Annotated in this window: 19 protein-coding genes; 2 read left to right on the forward strand and 17 right to left on the reverse strand. The window is 60.2% G+C overall.

What is annotated here, in order from left to right; genetic code table 11:
• Positions 1 to 1,109: 1,109 nt before the first annotated feature.
• The 4 genes from ACZK13_RS10385 to ACZK13_RS10400 all read right to left on the reverse strand — a co-directional run bounded on the left by ACZK13_RS10385 (position 1,110) and on the right by ACZK13_RS10400 (position 5,529).
• Positions 1,110 to 2,687, reverse strand: a complete 1,578-nt coding sequence (locus ACZK13_RS10385) for a PepSY-associated TM helix domain-containing protein (protein WP_005413328.1) — start codon at positions 2,685 to 2,687, stop codon at positions 1,110 to 1,112.
• An 8-nt stretch (positions 2,688 to 2,695) separates the two neighbouring features.
• Positions 2,696 to 2,995 (reverse strand): hypothetical protein, encoded by a 300-nt coding sequence (locus tag ACZK13_RS10390; RefSeq protein WP_005413329.1) that lies wholly within the window; start codon positions 2,993 to 2,995, stop codon positions 2,696 to 2,698.
• Positions 2,982 to 3,266: a hypothetical protein gene (locus ACZK13_RS10395; RefSeq protein WP_262238437.1), complete on the reverse strand. Its 285-nt coding sequence runs from the start codon at positions 3,264 to 3,266 to the stop codon at positions 2,982 to 2,984. Before ACZK13_RS10395 ends, ACZK13_RS10390 begins: the two co-directional genes overlap by 14 nt.
• Positions 3,267 to 3,333: 67 nt before the next feature.
• On the reverse strand, positions 3,334 to 5,529 hold the full coding sequence (locus ACZK13_RS10400; RefSeq protein WP_005413331.1) for a TonB-dependent siderophore receptor: 2,196 nt from the start codon (positions 5,527 to 5,529) through the stop codon (positions 3,334 to 3,336).
• A 1,013-nt stretch (positions 5,530 to 6,542) separates the two neighbouring features.
• Between ACZK13_RS10400 and ACZK13_RS10405 the strand changes: the two genes are divergently transcribed.
• A complete protein-coding gene (locus tag ACZK13_RS10405; RefSeq protein WP_080101810.1) occupies positions 6,543 to 6,845 on the forward strand; it encodes a helix-turn-helix domain-containing protein in 303 nt (100 codons plus the stop codon).
• A gap of 233 nt (positions 6,846 to 7,078) precedes the next feature.
• Here the strand turns inward: ACZK13_RS10405 and ACZK13_RS10410 are convergent, their stop codons facing one another.
• The 9 genes from ACZK13_RS10410 to ACZK13_RS10450 form a co-directional block, all read right to left on the reverse strand.
• Positions 7,079 to 7,696, reverse strand: a complete 618-nt coding sequence (locus ACZK13_RS10410; RefSeq protein ID WP_080101811.1) for a flavodoxin family protein — start codon at positions 7,694 to 7,696, stop codon at positions 7,079 to 7,081.
• 105 nt (positions 7,697 to 7,801) lie between these two features.
• On the reverse strand, positions 7,802 to 8,842 hold the full coding sequence (locus tag ACZK13_RS10415) for a lipid A deacylase LpxR family protein (RefSeq protein ID WP_162292552.1): 1,041 nt from the start codon (positions 8,840 to 8,842) through the stop codon (positions 7,802 to 7,804).
• A 543-nt stretch (positions 8,843 to 9,385) separates the two neighbouring features.
• Positions 9,386 to 10,129 carry a cation diffusion facilitator family transporter gene (locus ACZK13_RS10420; RefSeq protein WP_050557869.1) on the reverse strand — a complete coding sequence of 248 codons (744 nt, stop codon included), beginning with the start codon at positions 10,127 to 10,129 and terminating at the stop codon, positions 9,386 to 9,388.
• Between the two features lie 97 nt (positions 10,130 to 10,226).
• Positions 10,227 to 10,802, reverse strand: coding sequence for an S-(hydroxymethyl)glutathione synthase (gene gfa / locus ACZK13_RS10425; RefSeq protein ID WP_005413334.1), 576 nt, complete (start codon positions 10,800 to 10,802; stop codon positions 10,227 to 10,229).
• 56 nt (positions 10,803 to 10,858) lie between these two features.
• Positions 10,859 to 11,968 (reverse strand): S-(hydroxymethyl)glutathione dehydrogenase/class III alcohol dehydrogenase, encoded by a 1,110-nt coding sequence (locus ACZK13_RS10430; RefSeq protein ID WP_005413335.1) that lies wholly within the window; start codon positions 11,966 to 11,968, stop codon positions 10,859 to 10,861.
• A gap of 265 nt (positions 11,969 to 12,233) precedes the next feature.
• Entirely contained in the window at positions 12,234 to 13,523 is a 1,290-nt protein-coding gene (locus ACZK13_RS10435) for an NAD(P)/FAD-dependent oxidoreductase (protein WP_032966740.1), read from the reverse strand.
• 72 nt (positions 13,524 to 13,595) lie between these two features.
• Positions 13,596 to 14,468 carry a carbon-nitrogen hydrolase family protein gene (locus tag ACZK13_RS10440; protein WP_005413337.1) on the reverse strand — a complete coding sequence of 291 codons (873 nt, stop codon included), beginning with the start codon at positions 14,466 to 14,468 and terminating at the stop codon, positions 13,596 to 13,598.
• Positions 14,465 to 15,070, reverse strand: a complete 606-nt coding sequence (locus ACZK13_RS10445; protein WP_017354477.1) for a GNAT family N-acetyltransferase — start codon at positions 15,068 to 15,070, stop codon at positions 14,465 to 14,467. Before ACZK13_RS10445 ends, ACZK13_RS10440 begins: the two co-directional genes overlap by 4 nt.
• A gap of 1 nt (position 15,071) precedes the next feature.
• Positions 15,072 to 15,479 carry a ketosteroid isomerase-related protein gene (locus tag ACZK13_RS10450; RefSeq protein ID WP_005413338.1) on the reverse strand — a complete coding sequence of 136 codons (408 nt, stop codon included), beginning with the start codon at positions 15,477 to 15,479 and terminating at the stop codon, positions 15,072 to 15,074.
• A 131-nt stretch (positions 15,480 to 15,610) separates the two neighbouring features.
• On the opposite strand from ACZK13_RS10450, the gene ACZK13_RS10455 reads away from it, so the two are divergent.
• Positions 15,611 to 16,570: a LysR family transcriptional regulator gene (locus ACZK13_RS10455; protein ID WP_032966742.1), complete on the forward strand. Its 960-nt coding sequence runs from the start codon at positions 15,611 to 15,613 to the stop codon at positions 16,568 to 16,570.
• Between the two features lie 85 nt (positions 16,571 to 16,655).
• On the opposite strand, the gene ACZK13_RS10460 is transcribed toward ACZK13_RS10455, so the two are convergent.
• The 4 genes from ACZK13_RS10460 to fghA are packed head-to-tail and all read right to left on the reverse strand — an operon-like array spanning position 16,656 to position 22,882.
• A complete protein-coding gene (locus ACZK13_RS10460) occupies positions 16,656 to 19,307 on the reverse strand; it encodes an excinuclease ABC subunit UvrA (RefSeq protein ID WP_032967168.1) in 2,652 nt (883 codons plus the stop codon).
• 41 nt (positions 19,308 to 19,348) lie between these two features.
• On the reverse strand, positions 19,349 to 20,677 hold the full coding sequence (locus ACZK13_RS10465) for a replication-associated recombination protein A (protein WP_005413341.1): 1,329 nt from the start codon (positions 20,675 to 20,677) through the stop codon (positions 19,349 to 19,351).
• A gap of 54 nt (positions 20,678 to 20,731) precedes the next feature.
• The gene (locus ACZK13_RS10470) at positions 20,732 to 22,036 is read right to left on the reverse strand and encodes an NAD(P)/FAD-dependent oxidoreductase (protein WP_032966743.1); all 1,305 of its coding nucleotides are present in this window, start codon (positions 22,034 to 22,036) and stop codon (positions 20,732 to 20,734) included.
• 15 nt (positions 22,037 to 22,051) lie between these two features.
• Complete coding sequence (gene fghA, locus ACZK13_RS10475) at positions 22,052 to 22,882, reverse strand: S-formylglutathione hydrolase (RefSeq protein WP_005413342.1); 831 nt, start codon at positions 22,880 to 22,882, stop codon at positions 22,052 to 22,054.
• Positions 22,883 to 22,916 lie beyond the last annotated feature (34 nt).

Here is a 22,916-nt window from a genome sequence, read left to right on the forward strand (position 1 = left end):
TCTGCTGCTCCCATCAACGAACCTAACGCCCGAGCAAGCCGCATTATGGGCGCCCCACGTTCAGGACTTCGTTCATCTTCATGCGCGACATCGGACAGTTCTATGTAACAAGCGTCGAAGGAGTGACCCGTGCAGATGGCACCTTGCTTCAGGTAACCCGCATTGATTGCTCCTGCTTGAAATGCTCACGGCAGTTCAGAGCGACCCCCGGGCATGGACTGGTTGACCTCAATGGTGCTGCAGCTCTCGACTGCCCTGGCTGCGGGAACCACCAGTCGGTCAGTCGTGCCAGGCTTGAGGAATTCAGCTCACAGGGCAGCGAGTAGGCGGCGGCGCTACGGCGCCTCAACATCACGCCCACGTTCCCGATATCTCCTTAGCCGTATCTTTCCGCAATAGACCTACTTCGATGCCCCGATGAGTCACACCGGCATATTCAAGATCACTGATCTCACCTATAGGCTTGGCGCAGAGGGTGGCTTGGCCCGTGCCCTGCAGATTGAAGCCACCTGCACTGCCTGCGGGGCAGCCGGCGTGTGGAACGAGCAAGAGATGGAGCATGTCAAAGGGGGAACCGTGTTGTCCTGCCCCGTCTGCGGTAAGCGCCAAGCAATCAGCAACGCCCGCCTGATTGCCTGTCCATCAGATATCCGTCACCCCCGAAGCTGAACGAGACGTGGTTCACATTTTCCATCGTCTGGCGCGACAATCGTGACAGGGGCCTGTCGGCCCCCGCCACGGGGAGTGGAGCCATGTTCAAGCGAGGGGAAGACGCGTTCCTGGTGCTGGAGCTGCGTGTAAGGGAGTGCGAGCGCCGTATTGCAAAGTCCGATGGCCGAACCAGGGCATTGGAATGCGCCATGCGGGCGGTTGTCTCCAGCGCTTCCAATCCCGCGGCCTTGCGCGCCGCGTGGGCGCAACTGATTCCGATGGTCGTGGAGAGCCATGCCGACGAGCGTAGAGAAGCGACCAACGACTACCTCGATGGACTACGCCAAGGCCTCAAGTTCGTTGCTGAGCAGATTGACGCGGCCGCAGAACGACCCTGCCCTCCTCGGAGATAGTTCCGAAGGCCGATCTAATCCTCGGTCACTTGATCGCGCCCTGCCCTAGGGCGAATTCCCTTCGATGGCCCAAACGCTGTCCTTGTGGCCGACCTTTGCGCGCTTCCTGGATTGCCTCGCCAGTTGCCAGAGAATGGCAGCAGCGACAAACGCGGTCGCGTCCACCGCCACCCCCGCACTTGAATGGTTCCAGGTGCCGGGGACGCCGGCCAAAGCCGCAAGGCTGCCGACCGGGATCAGTGCCGTCACTATCGCGCCAACGTACAGCAGCTCATAAGCGGAGCGCGCGGCCCCACGCAGGAATGCCCAGGCCACTGCCAGCAGGAAGGCCACATAGTAGATGCCTTCGTGCCATGCCGGGACATTGGCAACCAGCCCAGGGAGCCACTTGGTAGCGGCCAGTGTTGCCGAGACGCCGATGACACAGCCTAGGGACACTCCGATGGTCAGAGATCCCAGCACCCGGGTGGATCGCTTCTGCTCCGGCAGGTTGGCATCGCGCTGCTTCTTGCGCCGTGACTCGATCCATAGCAGGTTGCCGGTGTAGAACACGATCGCGCCGCCAAGCCCAAGCAGCAGGTACATCCAGCGCACTGGGTTTCCGCCAAAGCTGCCGAAGTGAAGCATGAAGAAGGCATTGACCGCCGTATCCCAACCGCCCATGTGGCCGGGGAGATCATGCGCATCCACCTCGCCGGTGTAAGGATCCAGATGAGTGCTCATGTAGGTGCGGGCGCGGGTGCCGTAGCGGATATCCAGGCCGGTGACCCGCCCCTCGACCACACTGCCCTTCTGCTGGAAGCCCAGGCTGTAGACCTCGAAACCTGGCAGCTGTGCCTCTACCTTTTCCAGCAGTGCCGGCGCAGGCAGAGGCTGGGCGCCCGGAGCGGGCCCGGCGTCATGCTCCTCGCCCCATTGGATGCCGTTGGGGTAAACCACCTTGTCCTGGATGTCGTAGATCTGATCGTGGAACGCGAATACCACGCAGGTCACAGCCATGATCAGGTGGAACGGCAGGCTGACAATGCCCAGCGCGTTGTGCACATCCAGCCACATGCGCTTGATGTTCCTGCCTACCCTTACGGCGAAGAAGTCTTTCACCAGCGTTGGCAGCAGCACGATGACGCCGGAGATCAATGCCACGGCATACATCAGCGCAATGATGCCCATGATGGGGCGCGAAACCGCATCCGGGAACGGCAGGCCGACAAACTGGTGCAGCGTATCAACAAGCTGCGCCACGGGCGCCTTGCGCAGCTGCTCCACCTGAAGCCGCCCCTTCGCGTCGAAGCTTGCGCCAAATTCGGTGAACTGCCGCGGCTTGTCGCCACGTACTCGCCAGATCACCCGGGCAGGTGCCTCCGGCGAGGTCTGCACCATCACGCTGTAGTTCTTCGCCGCCTCGGGGTGCGCCTTCAGCACGGCCACCAACAGGTCCGGCGCGCGTGCCATCGGCACGGGTGCAGACAGTGTTGAAGGCGGTGTGGCCCATCGCTCCAGCGGCTTCTCGAACATGGTGATCGAGCCGGCATAGAAGGCAACGAACAGCATCAGGCCAGCAAGGATGCCGACCCAGATGTGCACGTCCTTGTAGACCTTGATGATGTCGTTGCGGATTTTCATGTGAGGTCTCAGCCCAGATGGCTTCGCGCCAGCCAGAGCGCGCCAAAGGCCACAGCGTTGGCAGCGCCCAGCCACAGCCAGGCGCGTGCGCTGCTACGGAAAAGGAAAACGAATGACAGGATGGGTGCCCACAGCAGCGCAACCAGCCACATGTTGAACTGGGCTTTGCCACCGCCGCCATCAATGCCGCCGGGCCCGAACCAGGCAAAGAGGCCGGACAAGGCCAGGGAGAGCCCGAAGCCCAGCAGTACGCCGGCGCAGGTCTTTCCGAACCAGTGCCGGCTCTGCAGCTTGTCAGGGCTGGCCATGGGCACCTCCACGCTTTCGTGCGCGCCAGACACCCAGGAAGGGCGCGGCCGACCAGACCAGCATCAGGATCGTCAACCAGGTGAAGAAGGCCGCACCGCTTCCCATCAAAGACAGGAACAACGCCAGCGAGACCAGCGACAAGGTGCTGCCGGGAATCCATTTCCCGCGGACAGGCCAAGGTCCGGCGCGCCGCCACTGCTGCTTCGGTGACGCCAGATAGAACAGCCATGCCCCAGCCACACCCGTGGCTGAAGCCAGCAACGCTATCACGACTGACATTGTGGAAGTCTCATACGAAAGCCCCGTGACCTGGCTGGCCGGTCACGGGGCAGAAGGGTTACCAGGTGAACCGGGCGGTGGCCGTGACGGTACGTCCCGTGCCGAAGAAGCACGAGGAGACACCGCTGCACGTGGTCACGAAACGCTTGTCGGTCAGGTTGCTGACGTTGAGCGCGAACTGCGTGCCGACGCTTCCGATCGCGCCCACGTCGTAACGGATGGCCGCATCCCACATCGTGTAGGACGGAATCAGGTAGACGTTGGCGCTGTCACCGTAGCTTTCGCCGTTATAGCGGACGCCTGCGGCAAGGCTCAGGCCTGCGAGTGCCCCGCCCTGGAAGGTGTAGTCGCCCCACAGCGCGGCAGTCCAGTCCGGGACCATCGCCAACTGCTTGCCCTGATAGCCGTTGTTGCTCTTGGTGACTTCCGAGTCCATCCAGGATGCGGCGCCGATCACGCTGAATCCATCCAGCGGGGTGATGCGGCCTTCCAGTTCAACGCCGCGCACGCGACCTTCGCCATCCTGCACCTGGCACTGGCTGGACCCGGTGGTGCCACAGGTGTTGTGGCTAGGATCCGGATCGTTGGTCAGGATGTTCTGCTGGCGCAGATCGTAGGCCGAAAGCGTGATCAGGCCATCGAATCCAGACGGCTGATATTTCACGCCCACTTCCCACTGCTTGCCGGTGATCGGGTCGAAGGGCGCCCGGTCGAAGGACTGGGTAGCCGTGCTGCCGGCCGGCTGGAACGACTCGGCGTAGCTCAGATACGGGGTCAGGCCGTTGTCAGCCACGAACAGGATGCCCGCGTTGCCGCTGAAGGCTTCGTTCTTGATGCGGCTGGGCGTGCGTGCGCCGTAGCGGTCCGTGGCGACGGTGTACGACTGCGTCCAGGTATCGTCCTTGGTCCAGTCATAACGGCCACCCACGGTGAAGCGCCACTTGTCCAGCGCGATCTGGTCCTGCAGATAGGCGCCGGTCTGGCGGTTCACGCCACCGGAATAACTGATGCTGTTGGTGACCGGAACATAGCCGGTGTAGATGGGATTGAAGATGTCGATCGGCGCCGGATCACGCATCGCACCGCGCGCCGCATCCCAATCGGCCTTCTGCCAGTCCACACCCACCAGCAGCGTGTGTTCGGCCGAGCCGGTCTGGAACTTGCCGGTAATGCGGGTGTCGATCGTGTCGCCTTGGGAGTCGCCCTCGCCCCAGGTGGCGCGCCGCTTCTGGGTGCGTCCGTCCGGGTTCAGGCCGCCATTGGTCACTACGGTGCGGAAGGTCGATTCAACGTTGGTGTGGCGAGCGCCCTGGCTCAGGGTCCAGTTCTCATTGAAGGCATGCTCGAACAGCCAGCCGGCCGTCCAGATCGTGCGGTCGTAGGTGTTCCAGTTCGGTTCGCCAATGAAGGTCCTGTTCTTCATGCGCCCATAGGGGGTGGCCTTGAGCGTTCCGTCCATCGGCAGGAACTGGTAGGTCGAGCCGCCGTCGTCGCGCTGATAGAGGCCCAACACCGTCAGACGGGTGCGCTCGGCGATCTGGAAGGTATAGCTGGGAGCCAGGAACCAATGCTCCTGCTGGGTGTGCTTGATCTGCGTATCACCGTCGCGATACAGGCCCACCAGACGACCCAGATGGCGCTTGTCGTCCGACGCTGCGCCCACATCGAACGCGCTGCTGTACTGACCGTTCCCGTCCAGGCCCAACTGCAGCACCTGCTGCTGGTCGGGGGTCGGGGTCTTGCTGACTTGGTTGACCATGCCACCCGGAGCCACCTGGCCATACATCACGGCCGACGGCCCCTTCAGCACCTCGACGCGCTCCAGGTTCCAGCTGTCCACCATGGTCCGGTTCCACTGGCCACCCTGCGGCGCCCGCATGCCGTCGATGGTGACGTTGTTGCTCCAGCTGCCGGCATCGAAGCCACGGATGCGGAAGTCGTCGACCCGGTTGTCGATGCCGCCGCTTTCCAGGACAACGCCGGCCACGTAGCGCATTGCCTCGTTGAGGTTCTGCACGCCGCGGGCGTCGAGCTCCTCGCGGGCAATGACCGAAACCGATTTGGCCATTTCGGCAACAGGGGTATCGGTCTTGGTCGCGCCGGAGGTGTGGGTGGTCGTTCGATAAGCGTTGACCCGCACGGCATCCAGCGTGGTGGCACTGCCATCGGGTGTCTGCGGTGATGAATCTTCAGCGTGCCCCACCAGCGGCAACGCCAGCATCAGGGCAACGGAAGTGGACAACAGGGTGCGCATGGGCACTCGGGAGGTAAGGGTGATCTTGGACATTGGAGGGCCTACGGTAGGAAGTGCGCCCTAGGCGGCAGCTGCGGCGGCGTTAATTTCGCGTTAAATAATACCAAATGCAAATCGTTCGCACTAGCATCCGGATTCACCTCACCCTTCTCGCGCTCTCCGCTCCTTCGCCCCGGATCGAACCGCGGCGCACCAGCAAGTGCGCGAGGACGCTTCCCAACTACCCCGGCTTAGCTGCGCCCTTCTCCGTACCGGGGTGCCCAATATGTCCACAACGACGGCCACCAACACAACGAAGCTCAGCACTGAACTTGCCGACGGCTGCAATCTGGCCGTGGTCATCAATGTCCGGGCCCTGCAGTTGCGGGGCTGCGCTGTCTCCGAGCAAATGACCGGGAACTGGTACTCGTAGCTTTGCCAACGCCTGGGCCCTCCGTTCGCGACTGCCTGCATTGATTCCCTTTTCGGATCGCGGCGGGCAGGATTGGGGCAATGAGCTTCTCCAGCTTCTGCAGTCCTGCGGATTGGTCCAAAGCATGAGCCGCTTCGCAAATGCTGGCCCAATGCAGTTGCAGAGAGCTTCATGGGCACCCTTAAGACGGAAAAGGCTGCCGATCCGCACTCCCCCGAGAGCGAGCCAGTCAATCCACCGCGGCCTACCCAAGGCCTCTACAATCCACCGGCTGGTCTGTCGGGTGCCAATCCCCCAACACCCATACTTCCGGGCTCATGGTCGTTGCCTTAAGTTGCTTCATGGCGTCCGTTCTGAGGGAGCACGGTCACGTCGCCATGGCGAAGCAACCACCTGTCGCTGCCGCGATCATGCAGCCTACTCAGTACCCGTTGATGTCGAACATCATGGATGCATTTCCAAGTCAGCTACGGTGGAGCAAGCTTGTGTCCTATGTTCCTTAGGGAATTGACTTATGTGGTGCGCCCGGCGGGTAGCTGTCGTGTTGTCTGGTCTAATGCCTTCCTAGGCTAGGACCCTACCCCATCGGAGAAACAGCCCCATGACCACTACGTCCCCTCCTCGCTTGCTGACAGCCACAGAAGTTGGCGTCTGCATCCGCCAGCTCCGTGAGCAGCGCCGCTGGTCACAGGAGCAACTGGCTGTGATAGCAGGACTGAATGTGCGCGCCATTCAGCGGGTTGAACAGGGCAAATCGGCCAGTTTCGACATTCGACGCGCGTTAGCTCACGCCCCTGAACTCAGCGACATCGACGCAATCAGTAAGCCCTTCCGGCTGCCCACGACCGAGGAACTGCAGGCGATGCAGGCACAGGTCGAGGACCGAGTTCGCCACTCTGATTGACTAATATCATGAGTACCGCGACTGCCAAGACTTGTACTCGGAAACCGAGAGGCTCGTTGTCTAACGGACGGCTCGACAATCGCGAATGAAACCACCTCACGAAACTCTCGGGACGGCCCTGGGCAGTTGACGAGCGTGCAGCAAGGGTTGACGCGGCGATTGGCATAGCGCTGGCCAAAGCGAGGGGTGCCGACTAAACGCAGCACTGGCCGGGGGCATTCATGGTTGGTCGGTCACATCAGATCCGTAATTCTGAGATCATCTGGGTCCGATCTTCTGAACCAGGCACGCTTGCGCGCCAAAGGCCGATGCTCGAATGATCGCGCACCTCGTCGAACTATCTCTCGCCCAAGGAGCTCAATAGCTGACTGCTTCCATGATCCTCTGGATGTAGTGACTAGTACGACCTTTTTCCCAGGGAACATGTTGCTCCTAACAAACTCCCAAGCCGGCGGCGCTGGGCAACCACGCCAGATGGGTGTTCCCAAATAGATAGCGTCATAGGGAGCTAGATCCATCCACGCGGGATTTATCCACGCGTCATCAAGCCCCCCATCAGCCATAGCATTCACCCACCCGGCCAAGCCTAATGAGTAGTCAAATGCTTCGACAGCACGCAGATCGGCGTGTAACTGGTCCGCCAGATAACTAGAGGCTAAGGCGGTGTGCCCAGAGCGAGAGTAGTAGACCACCAGGGCATCGGGTAAAGGAGATCTCGATGGGGCCGGCGCCTTTAGCTTCTGAAGTTTCTCCAGCCTTCGTCGCGCTGCCCACACGACACAGCAATCAATCACCTTGATCCCAGCGGCAAGCGCGACGATGACTACGACGAGCTTAGTGATTAGTATCATTCAGTACTCTCCATCATGCACTCCCCCGTTACTTCTGTAGTCGCTCTGCGAGGTACTGCACTCAAGGACATTGCATGGTCGAACACCCGCGATCGTCGCCATCCACTATAGCGAGCGGCTAATAGTGAAGCTTCCGAACACCGGCGACTGGCGCTGGCCATAGAACTCGCGGGTGCTGTGGTAACGCGCCATTGCGAATTTCCAGCGCCCGCGCATCACCGCGATGCCGTAGCCGCCTTGGGCGACCACGTGGCGCTTGTCCACGCTGTGGCTGTTGCGGAAGGTGTTGCCATCCAGGGTGATGTCGCGGATCACCCATGCCGCGTCGGTGGTCGCAAACAGGTGCCAGGACCAGGCGCTGAGGCGGCCGCCACGGGTGGGCGCGGTGTTCTCGCCGGCCGGGCGCAGCGGAGTGCTGCCGAAATCGTCCGGCAGCTTCCAGCCGAAGCGCACTTCGCCACCGGCATTGGCCTTGGTTTCCAGGTTGCCGATCGCACCACCATAGTGGCTGATCGCATCCCAGCCCCAACCACTGGCATTGACGCTGGCATCGGCAGGCCAGCGGCGCATGCGCTCGTGGGTCAGCATGAACACCGGCTCGTTGTGCAGCTGGTTGTCCCAACCCTTGAACTTCTCGTCCCCCAGCGCGTCGTGCACGGCGTTCTGCACCTGCCTGCCCTGGGCCCAGGGCCCGACCACGCCCACGGCCAGCTGGATGGTCTGCAGGCGGTCGCCGCTGCGTGCGTTGAAGCCGAAGCTGGCCAGCAGCACGCCGGCATACGGCCGGTCATCCTCGATCAGGTCGCGGCGGGTCGGGTCGGTGGGGGTGAAGATGGCCTGGCCGATGCTGAAGATCATGTTCTGCTGCTCGAACCTGCCGGGGTGCAGGCCTTCCAGGTACTGGTTCACCCAGCGCGCCATGCGCGGCAGGCACGGGTCGGCGGTGTAGTCGACCAGGTTCGGCGAGACCAGGGTCAGCTGCGCGCCGTTGGTATAGCCCTGGTCTTGGTGGCGGCCACCGAACAGGTCGTTGTCGACGCGGAAGCTGATCTGCGGCGGGTGGTCGCGCATCGCGTCCGGGCCACATTGTTCGGCCGCCTGGGCCACCGGGGCTCGGGCAGCGGCCAGGAACACGAGTGCCGCCATCACAGACAACCGACTAAGCGCCAGTCTTTTCATGGGCTTGCTGCCATTTGACTCAATGTGAGGTTCAATTGAAGATCTAATGCGCTGTCGCAGTAGACCCGGAGGAAGGGGTTTGAGCCATACACCAGGCCATCAGCCGGCCGCACGCCAATTGCTTTCAAAGGCGGCGCATCCCTGCAGCAGTATCTAGCGCTCTTGGGCTCGCCAAGACGTTCGCCTGAGCAAGAGATCGTCCAGGCCCTCCCTAAGTGCCGCAACAGCCGGCGCCCCAGGTGCTGACCTAGACTGAAGGGCACGTCACCTCGCTGCGAAGCAACGTCAGCCGCTCAAGATGGACGTTTCAGAATCACAGTCAGTTTGTTGATCTCTGACTGAGAGAATGGCCACCCCGCCAGCAACTCCGCATCATGTGAGGTGGGGCATATGCGCTCGGCGGGCTCGCCAGATGCGTCCAGGAATGACTCCGGTCGCAGCGAGTTTTGTGGAAGGCTCCCAATCGCAGGGCTAGCCTCCGTGCTGAGCACGGAGGCACCACCGCACTAGCTACTTACGCCGACCTGTCCACGCCGAAATGGAGCTACGAAGCAATCTAATGGCCCAGACTGCGACAACCGACGCGCCGATGAGGCCTGTGATTGAGTCCAGCCATGTCACGTCCCAGATCATTCCCACGACAAGTGCAGTAATTGCGAGTGCCGTTACAGCGGTGTCCGTAGCGACGTGAAGATAGGCCGCACGAAGATTGGGACTCCTGCGCGCACCGGGCCCCTTCTCGTCAGCATGGCGCTCATGCGGAACGTGGCAGTGATCAACCGCAGCACCTTCGCGATGGTAGGCAGAATGTAGCCACCGCGCTGAGAATATATTTGTAATCAAACCCGCAACGGCGATGGCAAGCGCTTCTGAGTACTGAACAGCCTCTGGCGCATGGAGACGCTCCGTCGATTCATAGGCCATCGAAGCGGCAATCCAAAGCATGATCATCGCGCTTACGCTCGCCGCGATGAGCTCAACCGCTAGCACCCGAGCCGCGCGCTCTGGGCGGCTCTGATTCCGCTCAGCGTACCAAGCGATAGAAAGTGCGAACAGGAGCACCAGCACGTGAGAGCTCATGTGCCAGCCATCTGCGAGAAGAGCCATCGAGTTGAAGGCCCATCCTCCAGCAATTTCGACGGACATCATGACCGCAGTGAGAGTCGCGGCCTTCGTAATTGCCCGTGCGTTGCCGGTGCTCTGTACGCCCTGCAGAGTCCGCTCGTGCATTGCGTTGGGGGGAAGCAAGGACATGGTCGAAGACTCCAGGCTCTGAGCGAAAATGTATACGCCGGTGGCGTACTGTCAGGAAATACCGCCCCTTGCATGCAAGGGGCGGCATTTACACTACTTAGGAGAGAACGCCGCTGAGTCGTGCAGCATGCGCGGACAGCGCATCCATGAGCGGCGGGTTCAACACGTCGTACGGCTCCAGGGACAGAGCCTTCAGGCGGCTACGGACGCCGTCCATCTGTTCCGGCCTTGCGCCGCCGCCTTCGATGATCGAAGACACGAATGCGGCGAAGCGCGGTTCTTCCCAGCCCTTCTGTTCGGACAGTTCAACGTGAATGAAATCCAGGCCGTAGAAGGCATGGGACTTGTTCTCGATGCGGCCAAACATGTGGACACCGCAGTCCTTGCACGCGTGGCGCTGGATGGTCGCAGCCGGATCGACAATCGCCAGCTTGTCGGCGTTCGCCGTGATCGAAACGGTATCGCGGGGAACGACACCGACCACGGAGAAGATGGCGCCTTCCGGCTTCCAGCACTTGGTGCAACCACAGGCGTGGTTGTGGGCCACATTGCTTGCGACGGAGATCTCAACCGGCTTGTCAGAGCACAGGCACTTCAGCGTGCCGCCCTTGAAGCCGGCGGTTCCGGCAACGACGCCGGAATCGACCGAGGGATGGATAGTTTGGTGTTGCATGGACTTAAACTCCTATTGTTGGAAGTGCAGCACCGGTTGCCCGGTGCTGCGGTGCATCAGTAGTTGATGACAGTACGAATGGACTTGCCTTCGTGCATGAGTTCGAAGGCTTCGTTGATTGCTTCCAGGCCCATCGTATGGGTCACGAACGGAGCCAGATCGATCTCACCCCGCATGGCGTCTTCGACCATGCCAGGCAGCTGGCTACGGCCCTTCACACCACCGAAGGCACTGCCAATCCAGCGACGACCGGTCACGAGCTGGAACGGACGGGTGGAGATCTCCTGACCAGCACCGGCCACACCGATGACAACGCTCTGGCCCCAGCCGCGGTGTGCACACTCCAGCGCAGAACGCATCACATTGACGTTGCCGATGCACTCGAAGCTGTGATCGACGCCCCAGCCGGTCATCTCAACGATGACTTCTTGAACCGGACGGTCGTAATCCTTCGGGTTCACGAATTCGGTTGCGCCGAACTGCTTGGCCAACTCGAACTTGGACGGGTTGGTGTCCACTGCGATGATGCGACCAGCCTTCGCCTGACGAGCACCCTGGATCACCGCCAGGCCGATGCCACCGAGGCCGAACACGGCCACGCTGTCACCTTCCTGCACCTTGGCCGTGTTGTGCACCGCACCAATGCCAGTGGTGACACCGCAACCGAGCAGGCAGACGTGCTCCGGATTCGCTTCCGGATTGATCTTGGCCAGAGAGACTTCGGCCACGACGGTGTACTCGCTGAAGGTCGAGCAGCCCATGTAGTGATACAGCGGCTGGCCGTTGTAGCTGAAGCGGCTGGTGCCATCAGGCATCACGCCCTTACCCTGGGTGGCGCGTACGGCAACGCACAGGTTGGTCTTGCCGCTCTTGCAGAACAGACACTCACCGCATTCTGCGGTGTACAGCGGGATGACGTGATCGCCGGGCTTCACACTGGTCACGCCCTCGCCCACTTCGACAACGATGCCGGCGCCTTCATGGCCCAGCACCACCGGGAACAGGCCTTCAGGGTCATTGCCCGACAGGGTGAATGCGTCGGTATGGCAGACACCGGTGCTGGTGATCTTCACCAGTACTTCGCCCTTCTTCGGCGGAGCAACATCGATTTCGACGATCTCGAGCGGTTGACCGGGACCGAATGCAACGGCTGCACGGGATTTCATGTGAGTTCTCCTTGGGTGTAACGAGATAAGTGCGACAACGGTCTTTGGGGCGAGCTTGATCAGTGGAACATCGGGCGCGCCGCCCCTGGCGCCGGCTCTAGAACGCGTTTCAATCAGGTCGAATGCGCCTACAGCATTCTTCTTGGCGAGCTGTTGGGACCAAGTATTGGACTTCGATGGATTGCTGTATATGGAATAGATTGGATTTCATAATTCCTATCCATGGAATTATTAACTCACAGCTCCGCCCCCCAGCTCGCCCGCATCAATGCAACTTGAGGCGAGGCTCCGTACTCCGTCCCAATGCGTCTGCCAGCATGCGAGCAACCACCCGGCGTGTACCGAACAGGCTCCTCTGATGCATGCGATACAGTGAGATGTAGAACATCCTGGCCAGCCAGCCCTCGACCTTGAATGACCCCATGAGGTTGCCCATCAGCGTGCCAACGGCGCCCTCCCTCGACAGGGACACCAGCGATCCATAGTCCCGATAGGTGAAGCTGGGCAGCGGGCGCCCCTCGATACGGCGGGCAATTGCCAGCGCAAGGAAGTGAGCCTGCTGATGAGCGGCCTGTGCCCTTGGAGGCACGTTTGTACCGCTGTGTCCATTCGGGCAGGCTGCACAATCCCCGAATGCGAAGATGTTCGGATCCTGCGTTGTCTGCAGCGTTTCAGATACCTCGAGCTGGTTGATGCGATTGGTCTTGAGGTTCCCGAGGGATGCAAGGAAGACGGGAGCACGGATGCCCGCCGCCCATACCTTCAGCCTCGCAGCAACCTTGATGCCATTGGCGAGTTGCAGGCCCTCTTCATCCACCAGGGTGACAGCCGAGCCACACATGACACGAACGCCTTCATGTACAAGTCGCTCGGCTACCGGCAGGCTCACGCGCTCTGGCAGAGCTGGCAGCACTCGCGGACCAGCCTCGATAAGCGTGATCTTCAGATTCTCGGGAGAGATCTTGTCCAGCCCATAAGCGCTAAATTGCCTCGCAGCATCACGCAACTCGGCAGCCAGCTCGACACCGGTGGCACCGGCGCCGACGATCGCAACCTCCAGTGTTTCTGACTTGCCACGCGCTTGCGCGCCCATGTACTCGCTCAGCAGCCGCTTCTGGAAAGCAATGGCGGCATCGGGATCGTCCAGGAACAGGCAATGATCCGCTGCACCGGGAGTTCCAAAGTCGTTCGTTCCGCTACCCACGCTGATCACCAGGGTGTCGTAGGAGATCGAGCGACGGGGCGCAATAACGTTGCCCTCCTCATCGTACAGTGGGGCAAGCTCGATCTTTCTGGACTTCTGATCCAAACCCGTCATCCGCCCCAACTGAAACTGGAAGTGATTCCAGCTAGCCTGGGCGAGATAGTTGAGCTCACTTTCTGCGGCATCCAACGCGCCTGAGGCAACCTCGTGAAGAAGTGGCTTCCACAGATGCGTCATCCGAGCATCGACAAGAGTGACTTTTGCTCGCCCTGAGCGCCCGAGCTTCCGGCCCAGCTGCGTAGCCAGCTCCAGCCCTCCGGCCCCACCACCAACAATGACAATACGATGCATTTTGATTCCCCAGGTATTTGAGTTGCCAGCGACGCCCACGAGCACTTCATGGCTCAGGCATCTAGACGTTGGTTAGTTCAGGACCTCAACGGAATGGAAGCGGAGCTGACCATCCCAATCCTTGTCGACGGCTACCTGCGCTCGTGCACGGCTTGCTTCGAGCGCTGCGAAGTCAATGTCAGCAATCGCCCACTCCTGATCGTCGGAGGTCGCTGCGAGCACGCCGTCACTGGGGAAGCCATGGTCCATCGGTGAGAGGATCATTGCTTCACCGGTGTTGATATCAAGCGCTTCACTCCAGTCGGCGACGCCGGCGGTGACCGCCTTTGCCACAAACATCCGATTCTCAAGCGCTCGCGCTCGGCACCCAACATCGACACGGGTGGCACCGGCGTCGGTGTCGGTGCAACTTGGCACCAACAGCAAGCGCACCCCTGCCTCCTGCTGGAGGCGAACAGGAAGCGGAAATTCGCTGTCATAGCAAACCGCAATCCCGACACGCTTTCCGTCCTGCTCAAACGCCGCGATGCGATCGCCAGGCTCGATGACAACTGCCTGCTTCTCGAAGCCAGTAAGCTGAAGCTTGTCCTGCCATCCGCTGCGACCATCAGCTGTGAACCACCAGGCACGGTTGCGATACATCCCATGGGATGTTGCGGTGAGGAACGTTCCTGCCTGGATGGTCATTCCCAGTTCGACAGCCAAGGTGCTATAGAGCTCACACCATGCGCTCTGATAGATCTGGAGCGACTCCAGGGTGGACCTCAGGCTAAGCTGAAGAGCTTCTGGAAGAGTCGAACCCAGTTCCAGCGACAGGTATTCCGGAAGTACTGCAAGCTCAACTCCTTGTTCCCTTGCGTCATTCAGAATTCGGCGCTGGCGCGCAGCGAACTCGGCAAAGGTCTTCGGACGACCGATCACGTACTTAGCTGCTGCAATCTTCATGTAACGTCCTCCAAGGAACGGAGCCAAAGTGAAAGTGTCTGCTCGGTTTCGTGCGTGGCCCCATGCTGCCGCCAGGGAAGAGCGACCTTCATCGCGCTCTGTTGTGCATACCCACGGCGAGTCCAGAAGCCTTCATTGCTTCGATATCCAGGTGGCCTAAGCGGATCAGTCTCCGACCGAACCACCGACGCGAAAGAAGACCACTTGAAGCCCTTTCGTCGGGCTTGCTCCTCTCTTCGATCAAAGAAGACGTGGCCCAAGCCAGCTCCTCTGTACTCCGGCCTCAGTACGGACTCCCCGCAGTAGAAGACTTCTTCTGGCCGGGGACCGTGCTCCTGGAAGGGACGAATGAAAGCGGCATCGGCGCTCAACAAAGGAAGGCCAGTCGATGCACCTACAACGTCCCTTCCATCCCTGGCCAGGACAACGATGCCCCCGTCAGACGTCGCATAGTTGCGGAGGTAGTGACGCTCATAGTCCATGTCTCCTTCGTACAGGTAGGGATAGCTACTGAATATCTCGATCCGCAGCTGAGCGACGCGATCGAGCCAGTCCTCGATTTCGGTGCCGACCAGTACCTCTACTCGCACGTTGGTAGCCATTTCAGGGCGCCTTGTGGACCTGGGAAATCCAGTCCTCCAGGTTGTAGTAGTTGGTAACGCGCGCAATCTTTCCATCACGGATGTCAAAGAACGCGCCACCGGGAAGAACATAGATCTGCCCTGCCGCTGCAGGGAGACCTTCGTCCGTGTGGTGGTAGAGTCCGTGCACCACGTACTCCGCGCCGGCACGCGCACCATCGCTGCTGTACATCACCACGATGTCGTGAAGCTGCTCGCTGTAGCAGGAATCCATGCGGCTCAGGAACGCGCGGAATGCGTCGATCCCTACTTCGCGATTCCCCTGATTTAGATCGTGCACAACGTCATCAGTGAGCATCGAGAGCATCGCGTCGCGATCACCGCGGTTGAATGCCTGGTAGTACTCTTCGATGTAGTTGAACTTGCTCATCAGGTTCTCCGGTCAGGTGAGGGTGTGGAGGAATTCTGGAGACCTGAAGAATTGTTGTATATGGAATTGATGGGATTTCATAATTCCCTAAAATGGAATAATATGAGCCCAACGACCACGGGGGCCTTGAGATGAACAGCGAGCTGGATCTTCTAAAGACGTTTAGGGCCGCGGCTGAGGCGCCGAGCTTTCGTGAGGCCGCTGTTCGACTGGGAAGCTCTCCTCAGGCCATCACCCGAGCGATACAGGCCCTTGAAAGTCATTACGGGGAGCTGTTGTTCCACCGAAGCACACGCCAGGTTCGCATCACGGCCTTTGGGGAGGATCTCTTACATCAGCTGCGGCCGGCGCTTGAGGGCTTAGACAAGCTGTGGCGCCCGCGAACCAAGGCGACGGCCTCACAGATTGTGGGCACAGTCCGAATTAGTGCCCCTCACAGCATGGGCTCCAGGGCAGTTCTTGCCGCCTTGGATACAGTGACCCAAAGTCACCCGGGAATTGTCTTGGACGTTCGCTTAAGCGATCGGGTTGCAGACGCTGTCGATGAAGGGATCGATGTCGGAATCCGCGTCGGCTTCATGCGTGATAGCAGATTCATTGCGAAGAAGGCAGGAGAGATGCGACTGCACATCGTTGGCTCCCCCGCACTTGTAGAGAGAATCGGAGCACCAGCGGAGACTAGCGAGCTCTCGCGGTTTCCACTGGTTGCGTCGGTGGACATCAATACAGGCAGGCCCTGGCCCTGGTACCTGGCTGGAGGCGTACAGGTGGCGCCGACAGCACCGGCCTTCATTGCAGACAATGCCGACATGGAGATGGCAGGGGTCATTGCGGGCTTGGGGTTTGCCCAACTTGCTGATTACATGGCTGCCCCACTCATTCAGTCAGGTGTTCTGCAGCGTGTGATGGAAGAATTCGATCCTGCCCCGTGGGGCTTGTACGTCTATCGGCCACAACGCGGCCCAGTCTCACCTCGCGTCAGAGTAGTTTTCGATGCACTCCATTCCGCCGTCGGAGCACTACCGAGCCTTATGCAGATGACGCCCTCCCCCACCTCGGCCCTAACGCCATCCAAAGCAGGGAAGCGCTAACGCCGAGTCGCTTGGCCGCTCTCTGATACGGGATCTGGCCACCATGAGCGCCAGGGACGCTCATGGTGGCCAAAAGAGCGTCGGGTCAACCCGCGCGGGCGAGTTCCTCAGCCAAGAAGGGGGCGGTACGGCTTCTCTTCACGCGAGCGACCTGTTTTGGAGTTCCTGCCGCCACGATCTGCCCGCCCGCGTCACCGGCACCTGGACCCACGTCGATTACCCAATCCGCCTGAGCAACGGCACGCATGTCGTGCTCGATCATGACCACCGTATTGCCGGAATCAACGAGCCGCTGGAGCTGCACAAGCAGCCTATCCGCGTCCGAGGCATGGAGGCCCGTAGTAGGTTCATCCAGGACATACAGTGTCCGCCCGCGCTGGCTCCGTTGAAGCTCTGTGGCCAGCTTGATTCGCTGCGCTTCACCACCCGATAGCTCGGTAGCCGGCTGGCCCAGTCGAAGGTATCCAAGGCCGATCTCCTTCAGCAACTGAAGTGGGCGAGCGATCGCGTCCTCATCGCCAAAGAATTCACGTGCATCCTCCACAGTCATCCGCAGAACGTCTGCAATGTTCTTACCGTTCCAAAGCACCTTCAGCGTAGCCTCGTTGTATCGCGCACCGTGGCACGTTGGGCACGGTGCATAGACGCTAGGCATAAACAGCAGCTCGACGCTCACGAATCCCTCCCCTTCGCACGTCTCACAACGTCCCTTGGCCACGTTGAAGGAGAATCGACCTGCGTCGTAACGTCGACGCCGCGCATCTGGTGTTGCGGCAAAAAGCTTTCGAACATGATCGAAAAGGCCGGTGTAAGTCGCGAGATTCGATCGCGGCGTCCGTCCGATTGGCTTCTGATCAACCTGGACGAGACGCTGAATAGCATCGACATCTCCGCCGAGGTGTCCCCCTGTCGTCTCGATGACGGTTGGCCCGTCTGCTGCCCCCGTTTCCACCGCGTCGTCCTCAGGCTCGTGCCCAAGTTGAAGCATCATCAGCTCCGGCAACGCCTGGGCGACGAGGCTGGACTTGCCCGATCCCGAAATCCCGGTCACCGCGGTGAGGATGCCCAAAGGTATCTTTGCATCAATGCGCTTCAGGTTGTGACGCTGGATGCCCTGAAGTTCCAGCCAACCACTCGCTTGACGCTCTTGGCCACTAGGGGGCGGGACCTTGTCAAAGAGGTACAACGCGGTACGTGACTCGTCGATGTCACGAAGACCATCCGGCTCTCCACTGTAGAGCACTTTGCCGCCCCGCTCTCCCGCCTCAGGCCCAACATCCACCAACCACTGGGCACGGCGCATCAGCTCCAGATCGTGCTCCACAACAAATACGGAATTACCACCGTCGCGGAGGCGGTCCAAGGCGTCATAGAGAGCCTGGCTGTCGGAGGGATGAAGGCCTGCCGACGGCTCGTCCAACACGTACACCACGCCAAAGAGCAGCGAGCTCAACTGCGTGGCGAGTCTCAATCGCTGCAACTCGCCAGCGGACAATGTCGGCGTAGCGCGATCCAAAGTTAGATAACCAAGCCCAAGGCCACGCAACTGACTGATTCGGCTCATCACTCCACTAGCGAGGCGCTGCGCGGCCAGGCGCTTCTCCTCCGACAGCGCTGAGGTGCGGCGGACGTCAGGAGACACCGCGTGGACCGCCCGCCCACTGGCCGCCCTATCGGCGCGATCACGACGGGTGGCCTCCTTGTTCGCCTTCCCCCCGCCAGCATGAGCACTGAAGTCTCCTCGAGAAATGGGCTCGAGCAGGGACGCCAGTTGGTCAAGAGGCATCTGCATGAATTGACCAATGTCCACACCCGCAAATGTCACTGACAGCGACTCTGCCTTAAGGCGCTTGCCATGGCAGGTGGGACAAAGCTTTCCCTCCATGTATCGCGATACGCGGCGCCTCATCAGGGCACTTTGCGTGTTAGCAAACGTGTGCAGGACATACCTACGGGCGCCAGTGAAGGTTCCCATGTAGCTTGGCTCAGTCTTACGCTTCAGGGCCGCACGCGTCTCCGCTGGCGTGAACCCAGCATAGACCGGCACAGTGGGCGACTCCTCGGTAAACAGAATCCAATCGCGGTCCTTCTTGGGAAGGTCCTTCCAAGGTCTATCAATGTCGTAGCCCAGCGTCACCAGAATGTCGCGAAGGTTCTGCCCGTGCCATGCAGGTGGCCACGAAGCAATGGCACGCTCACGGATGCTCAGCTTTGGATCCGGCACCATGAGGGCCTCTGTCACCTCGTACACATGGCCAAGGCCATGGCAGGTCGCGCATGCGCCCTGGGGAGTATTGGGTGAGAAGTCCTCGGCATAGAGCATAGGCTGATCAGCCGGATATGCTCCCGCGCGGGAATACATCATACGAATGAGGCTGGATAGCGTGGTGACGCTACCCACCGAAGATCGCGCATTGCTGGCACCACGCTGCTGCTGCAGTGCTACCGCTGGCGGGAGTCCATCGATGGAGTCAACATCAGGGACGCCTGCTTGATCGATTAGGCGTCGAGCATAGGGAGCAACGGACTCAAAGTACCTCCTTTGAGCTTCCGCATAGATTGTCCCGAATGCAAGAGATGACTTCCCGGAACCGGATACACCGGAAAAGACGACCAGTGCGTTGCGAGGAATTGAGACATCAACGTCTCTAAGGTTGTTCTCACGCGCACCGCGCACCTCTACAAGGCCGCTTGCTGCGACACTGCAGGAAGCTTCACCGAATGTGGCGTTTGGCATGTGCATGTCTCTGTAGGTTGTAGACGTTAAGTTCAGCTGGATCACTGGCCCGAAGAGGGATCGGCTTCGGTTTGCGATGCCTCTTCATCCAAGGCTCGCTGCCATGCCTGTCTCTCAGCCAAGGCGCGCTCAGCTCCCCGATCAGTGGGCCGATACCAGTTCGGCCTCTCCACACCCTCCGGCAGGTACGTCTGTCCAGCTGCGTAGCCGTCTGGCTCATGATGCGCGTAGCGATATGCTTGTCGATACCCCATCTGCCTCATAAGCTTCGCTGGAGCATTCCGAAGATGCATGGGAACTGGTAATGATCCGTGCTCCTTGACGAAGGCCCTTGCTAGATCCCAAGCCGCATAGGACGCATTCGACTTGGGGGAGAGCGCCAGATAGGTCGCAGCCTGGGCCAAGACAATTTCACCTTCAGGAGAGCCAAGTCGCTCATACGCCTGCGCAGCGTGGATGGCCAAGTGCAGAGCGCCCGGATCAGCATTTCCGATATCTTCGCTTGCCATAACAATCATTCGACGTGTGACCTGGCTCACGTCCCCGCCCCCATCCAGAATGCGCGCTAGCCAGTAGAGGGAGGCGTCGGGATCAGAGCCACGCAGTGATTTGTGAAACGCGGAGAGCTGCCAATAGAACTCGTCCCCACCCTTATCGAATCGACGCAGTGACGGGCTGGTGGAGCGCTTGGCAAACTCAAGATCCACCTCTTCCACCCGCTTCTCAGAGGCCGCAGTTGAGACCTGCTCGAGAAGATTCAGGAATCTGCGGCCATCACCATCAGCGAAGCCCTTCAGCAGCTGCAATGCGGGATCGGAGAGGTCAACGCCTCGCAAGTGAGGTCTGGCGCGTTCGTAGAGCTTCTCAAGATCTGCGTCAGACAGAGGCTCAAGTGTGTACACCTGCGCGCGCGAAAGCAGCGCCGAGTTAACGGCCAGTCCTGGATGCTCTGTGGTGCCGCCCACCAGCGTGAGTAGCCCTGATTCAACGTGAGGTAGCAGCGCATCCTGCTGGGCCTTGTTGAACCGGTGAATTTCGTCGACGAAAAGTACCGTGGAGCGACCGCGTACGTCGAGTTCGGCCCGCGCATCATCAATGGCCTGCCTGATGTCCTTTACCCCGGCGAGTACGGCGGAGATCGCAATGAAGTGACTGTCAGTCACCATCGCTGCGAGGCGCCCCAGGGTGGTCTTACCGACGCCCGGGGGCCCCCACATGATGAAGGAGTGCAGACTTCTTGCTTCAAAGGCAAGACGCAAAGGCTTCCCCGGCCCCAGCAGGTGCTGCTGCCCAACAAACTCGTCGAGAGACTTCGGTCGTAGCAGTTCGGCCAGGGGTGCCCTTGGTTTCGCTGTGAATAGATCTGCCAAGGTGTTCTCCTTCGGGAAGTCAGTTGCGAGTATGCATTCGGAGCTTCTTGGCCCCTATTTCAGCTTCCCATCCAATGAGCCGCTTGTGGCATTGCTTGCTTTATCACGGAGGATGATGCGAGCTCCTCTGTATCCAACGCTATGATTCCATACCCAGCTCATTGCGACGCTCAGGCGATTTCGCACTCCGATAAGGAAGTAGATGTGAGCGAGCTTCCAGATCCACCATGCGATTCCTCCGCTCAGCTTTAGCTTCCCCATATCGATTACTGCAAGGCTGCGTCCAATCGTGGCGAGGTTGCCCTGGTGCCGGTACTTGAATGCAGCGGTCCTCCGCGCCCCTGTTATCAGCCCTTCAATCTGGCCCGCGACGTACTTGCCTTGTTGCTTGGCCGCCGGCGCGATTCCAGGAACGGTCTTTCCGTCCGCAGTGGCTGATGAAGCAGTGTCCCCAATCACGAAGATGTTGGGGGAACCAGGCACCGTTAGATCAGGGCCGACGATTGCGCGCCCCGCCCGATCTGATTCGGTGTCGAGCCAACGTGCGGCTGGAGACGCCTGAACTCCGGCTGCCCAGACGATTGTGGATGCCGCCAGCTTCTTGCCATTGAGCATCACCCCATCAGAGGCGCACTCTGTGACAGGTGCCCCCAACAAAACGGATACCCCAAGCTTCTCGAGGGCGCGCCTCGTGTACTCGGAGAGCTTTTCAGGAAAGACAGGAAGCAGCCGCGGACCCGCTTCAATGAGAAATACCCGGGTTTTGCTGGGATCAACTGACCGAAAGTCATCCTGCAGCGTGCCTCGCGCCAGCTCCGCGATGGTTCCGGCAAGCTCGACACCTGTAGGCCCGCCACCAATGATCACAAAGGTTTGAAGGGCTTCTCGAACCTCGGGATCATTGCAGAGCTCCGCTTGCTCGAACGCGCTCAGGATCCTGCCTCGAATGGTTGTTGCGTCCTCCAGGCTCTTCAGGCCTGGAGCGTACTTCGACCATTCGTCATGCCCAAAGTAGGCATGTGTCGCTCCCGTAGCGAGCACAAGGGTGTCGTAAGGGTATCGAGTGCCGTCCTGAAGGATCACTTGGCGGGCAGCTTTATCCACACCCTCGACCTCCGCCATGAGGGTCCTCACCTCCGGGCGGTCACGGAACAGATAGCGGATCGGCCATGCAATCTCCGACGGTGACAGTGACGCACCAGCTACCTGGTAGAGCAGCGGCTGGAACAAGTGATAGTTCCGCCGGTCAATGATTGTTACATCGACATCCACTCCTTCAAGGTGCGTGGCGGCCTCCAGTCCGCCGAAGCCCGCCCCAACGATCACAACTTGATGACGATTTCTGGAGGTCTTGATCACGGCAGCACTCCCTAATTAGGTGCTCAGTGCCGATGCGTGGTGCTTGAGGTGATCGGCAATGAAGCTGGAGATGAAGTAGTAGCTATGGTCGTAACCATCGCGAAGGTTCAGCGAAAGCGGATGATTCGCCTTGGCGCATGCATCTCGAAGCAGTTCAGGGCGAAGCTGATTCTGCAAGAAGTCATCACTGAGCCCTTGATCCACCAGTAGGGGCAGGCGCTCCTTTGCATCTGCAATCAGCTCCACGGCGTCATACTGCCGCCACTGCTCCTGATCTCCCCCCAGGTAGGCCGAAAACGCCTTCTGGCCCCAAGGAACCTGGGTGGGCGCCACTATCGGAGAGAAGGCGGATACGCTGCGATAGCGACCTGGGTTTCGCAAAGCGATGACCAAGGCACCGTGGCCGCCCATTGAGTGGCCGCTAATTGAGCGAGCCTGGCTAACAGGGAAGTTCTTCTCAACGAGAGCAGGCAGCTCACTTACAACGTAGTCATACATGCGGTAGTGGTCAGACCACGGTGCCTCGGTGGCATTGACGTAGAACCCCGCGCCTTGGCCGAGATCGTAAGCTGGATCATCCGCGACGGACTCTCCGCGCGGACTTGTATCCGGAGCAACGATGGCAATGCCATGCTCAGCAGCGAGCTGCTGCACTGCAGACTTGGTGATGAAGTTCTGCTCTGTGCACGTCAGGCCAGAGAGCCAGTAGAGAACAGGTACCGGGCCGCTGGACGCCTGTGGAGGGAGATAGACTCCAAACTTCATGGTGCAACCAAGGCTGGATGATTCATGCTGGTAGACGTCCTGCCATCCACCGAAGCTTGCGTGACGCTCAATGCGTTCCATTGTTCTTTCCTCTGAATTGAATTTGATAGGCCAT

The sequence above is a fragment of the Stenotrophomonas sp. 99219_Sma genome (assembly GCF_056480785.1).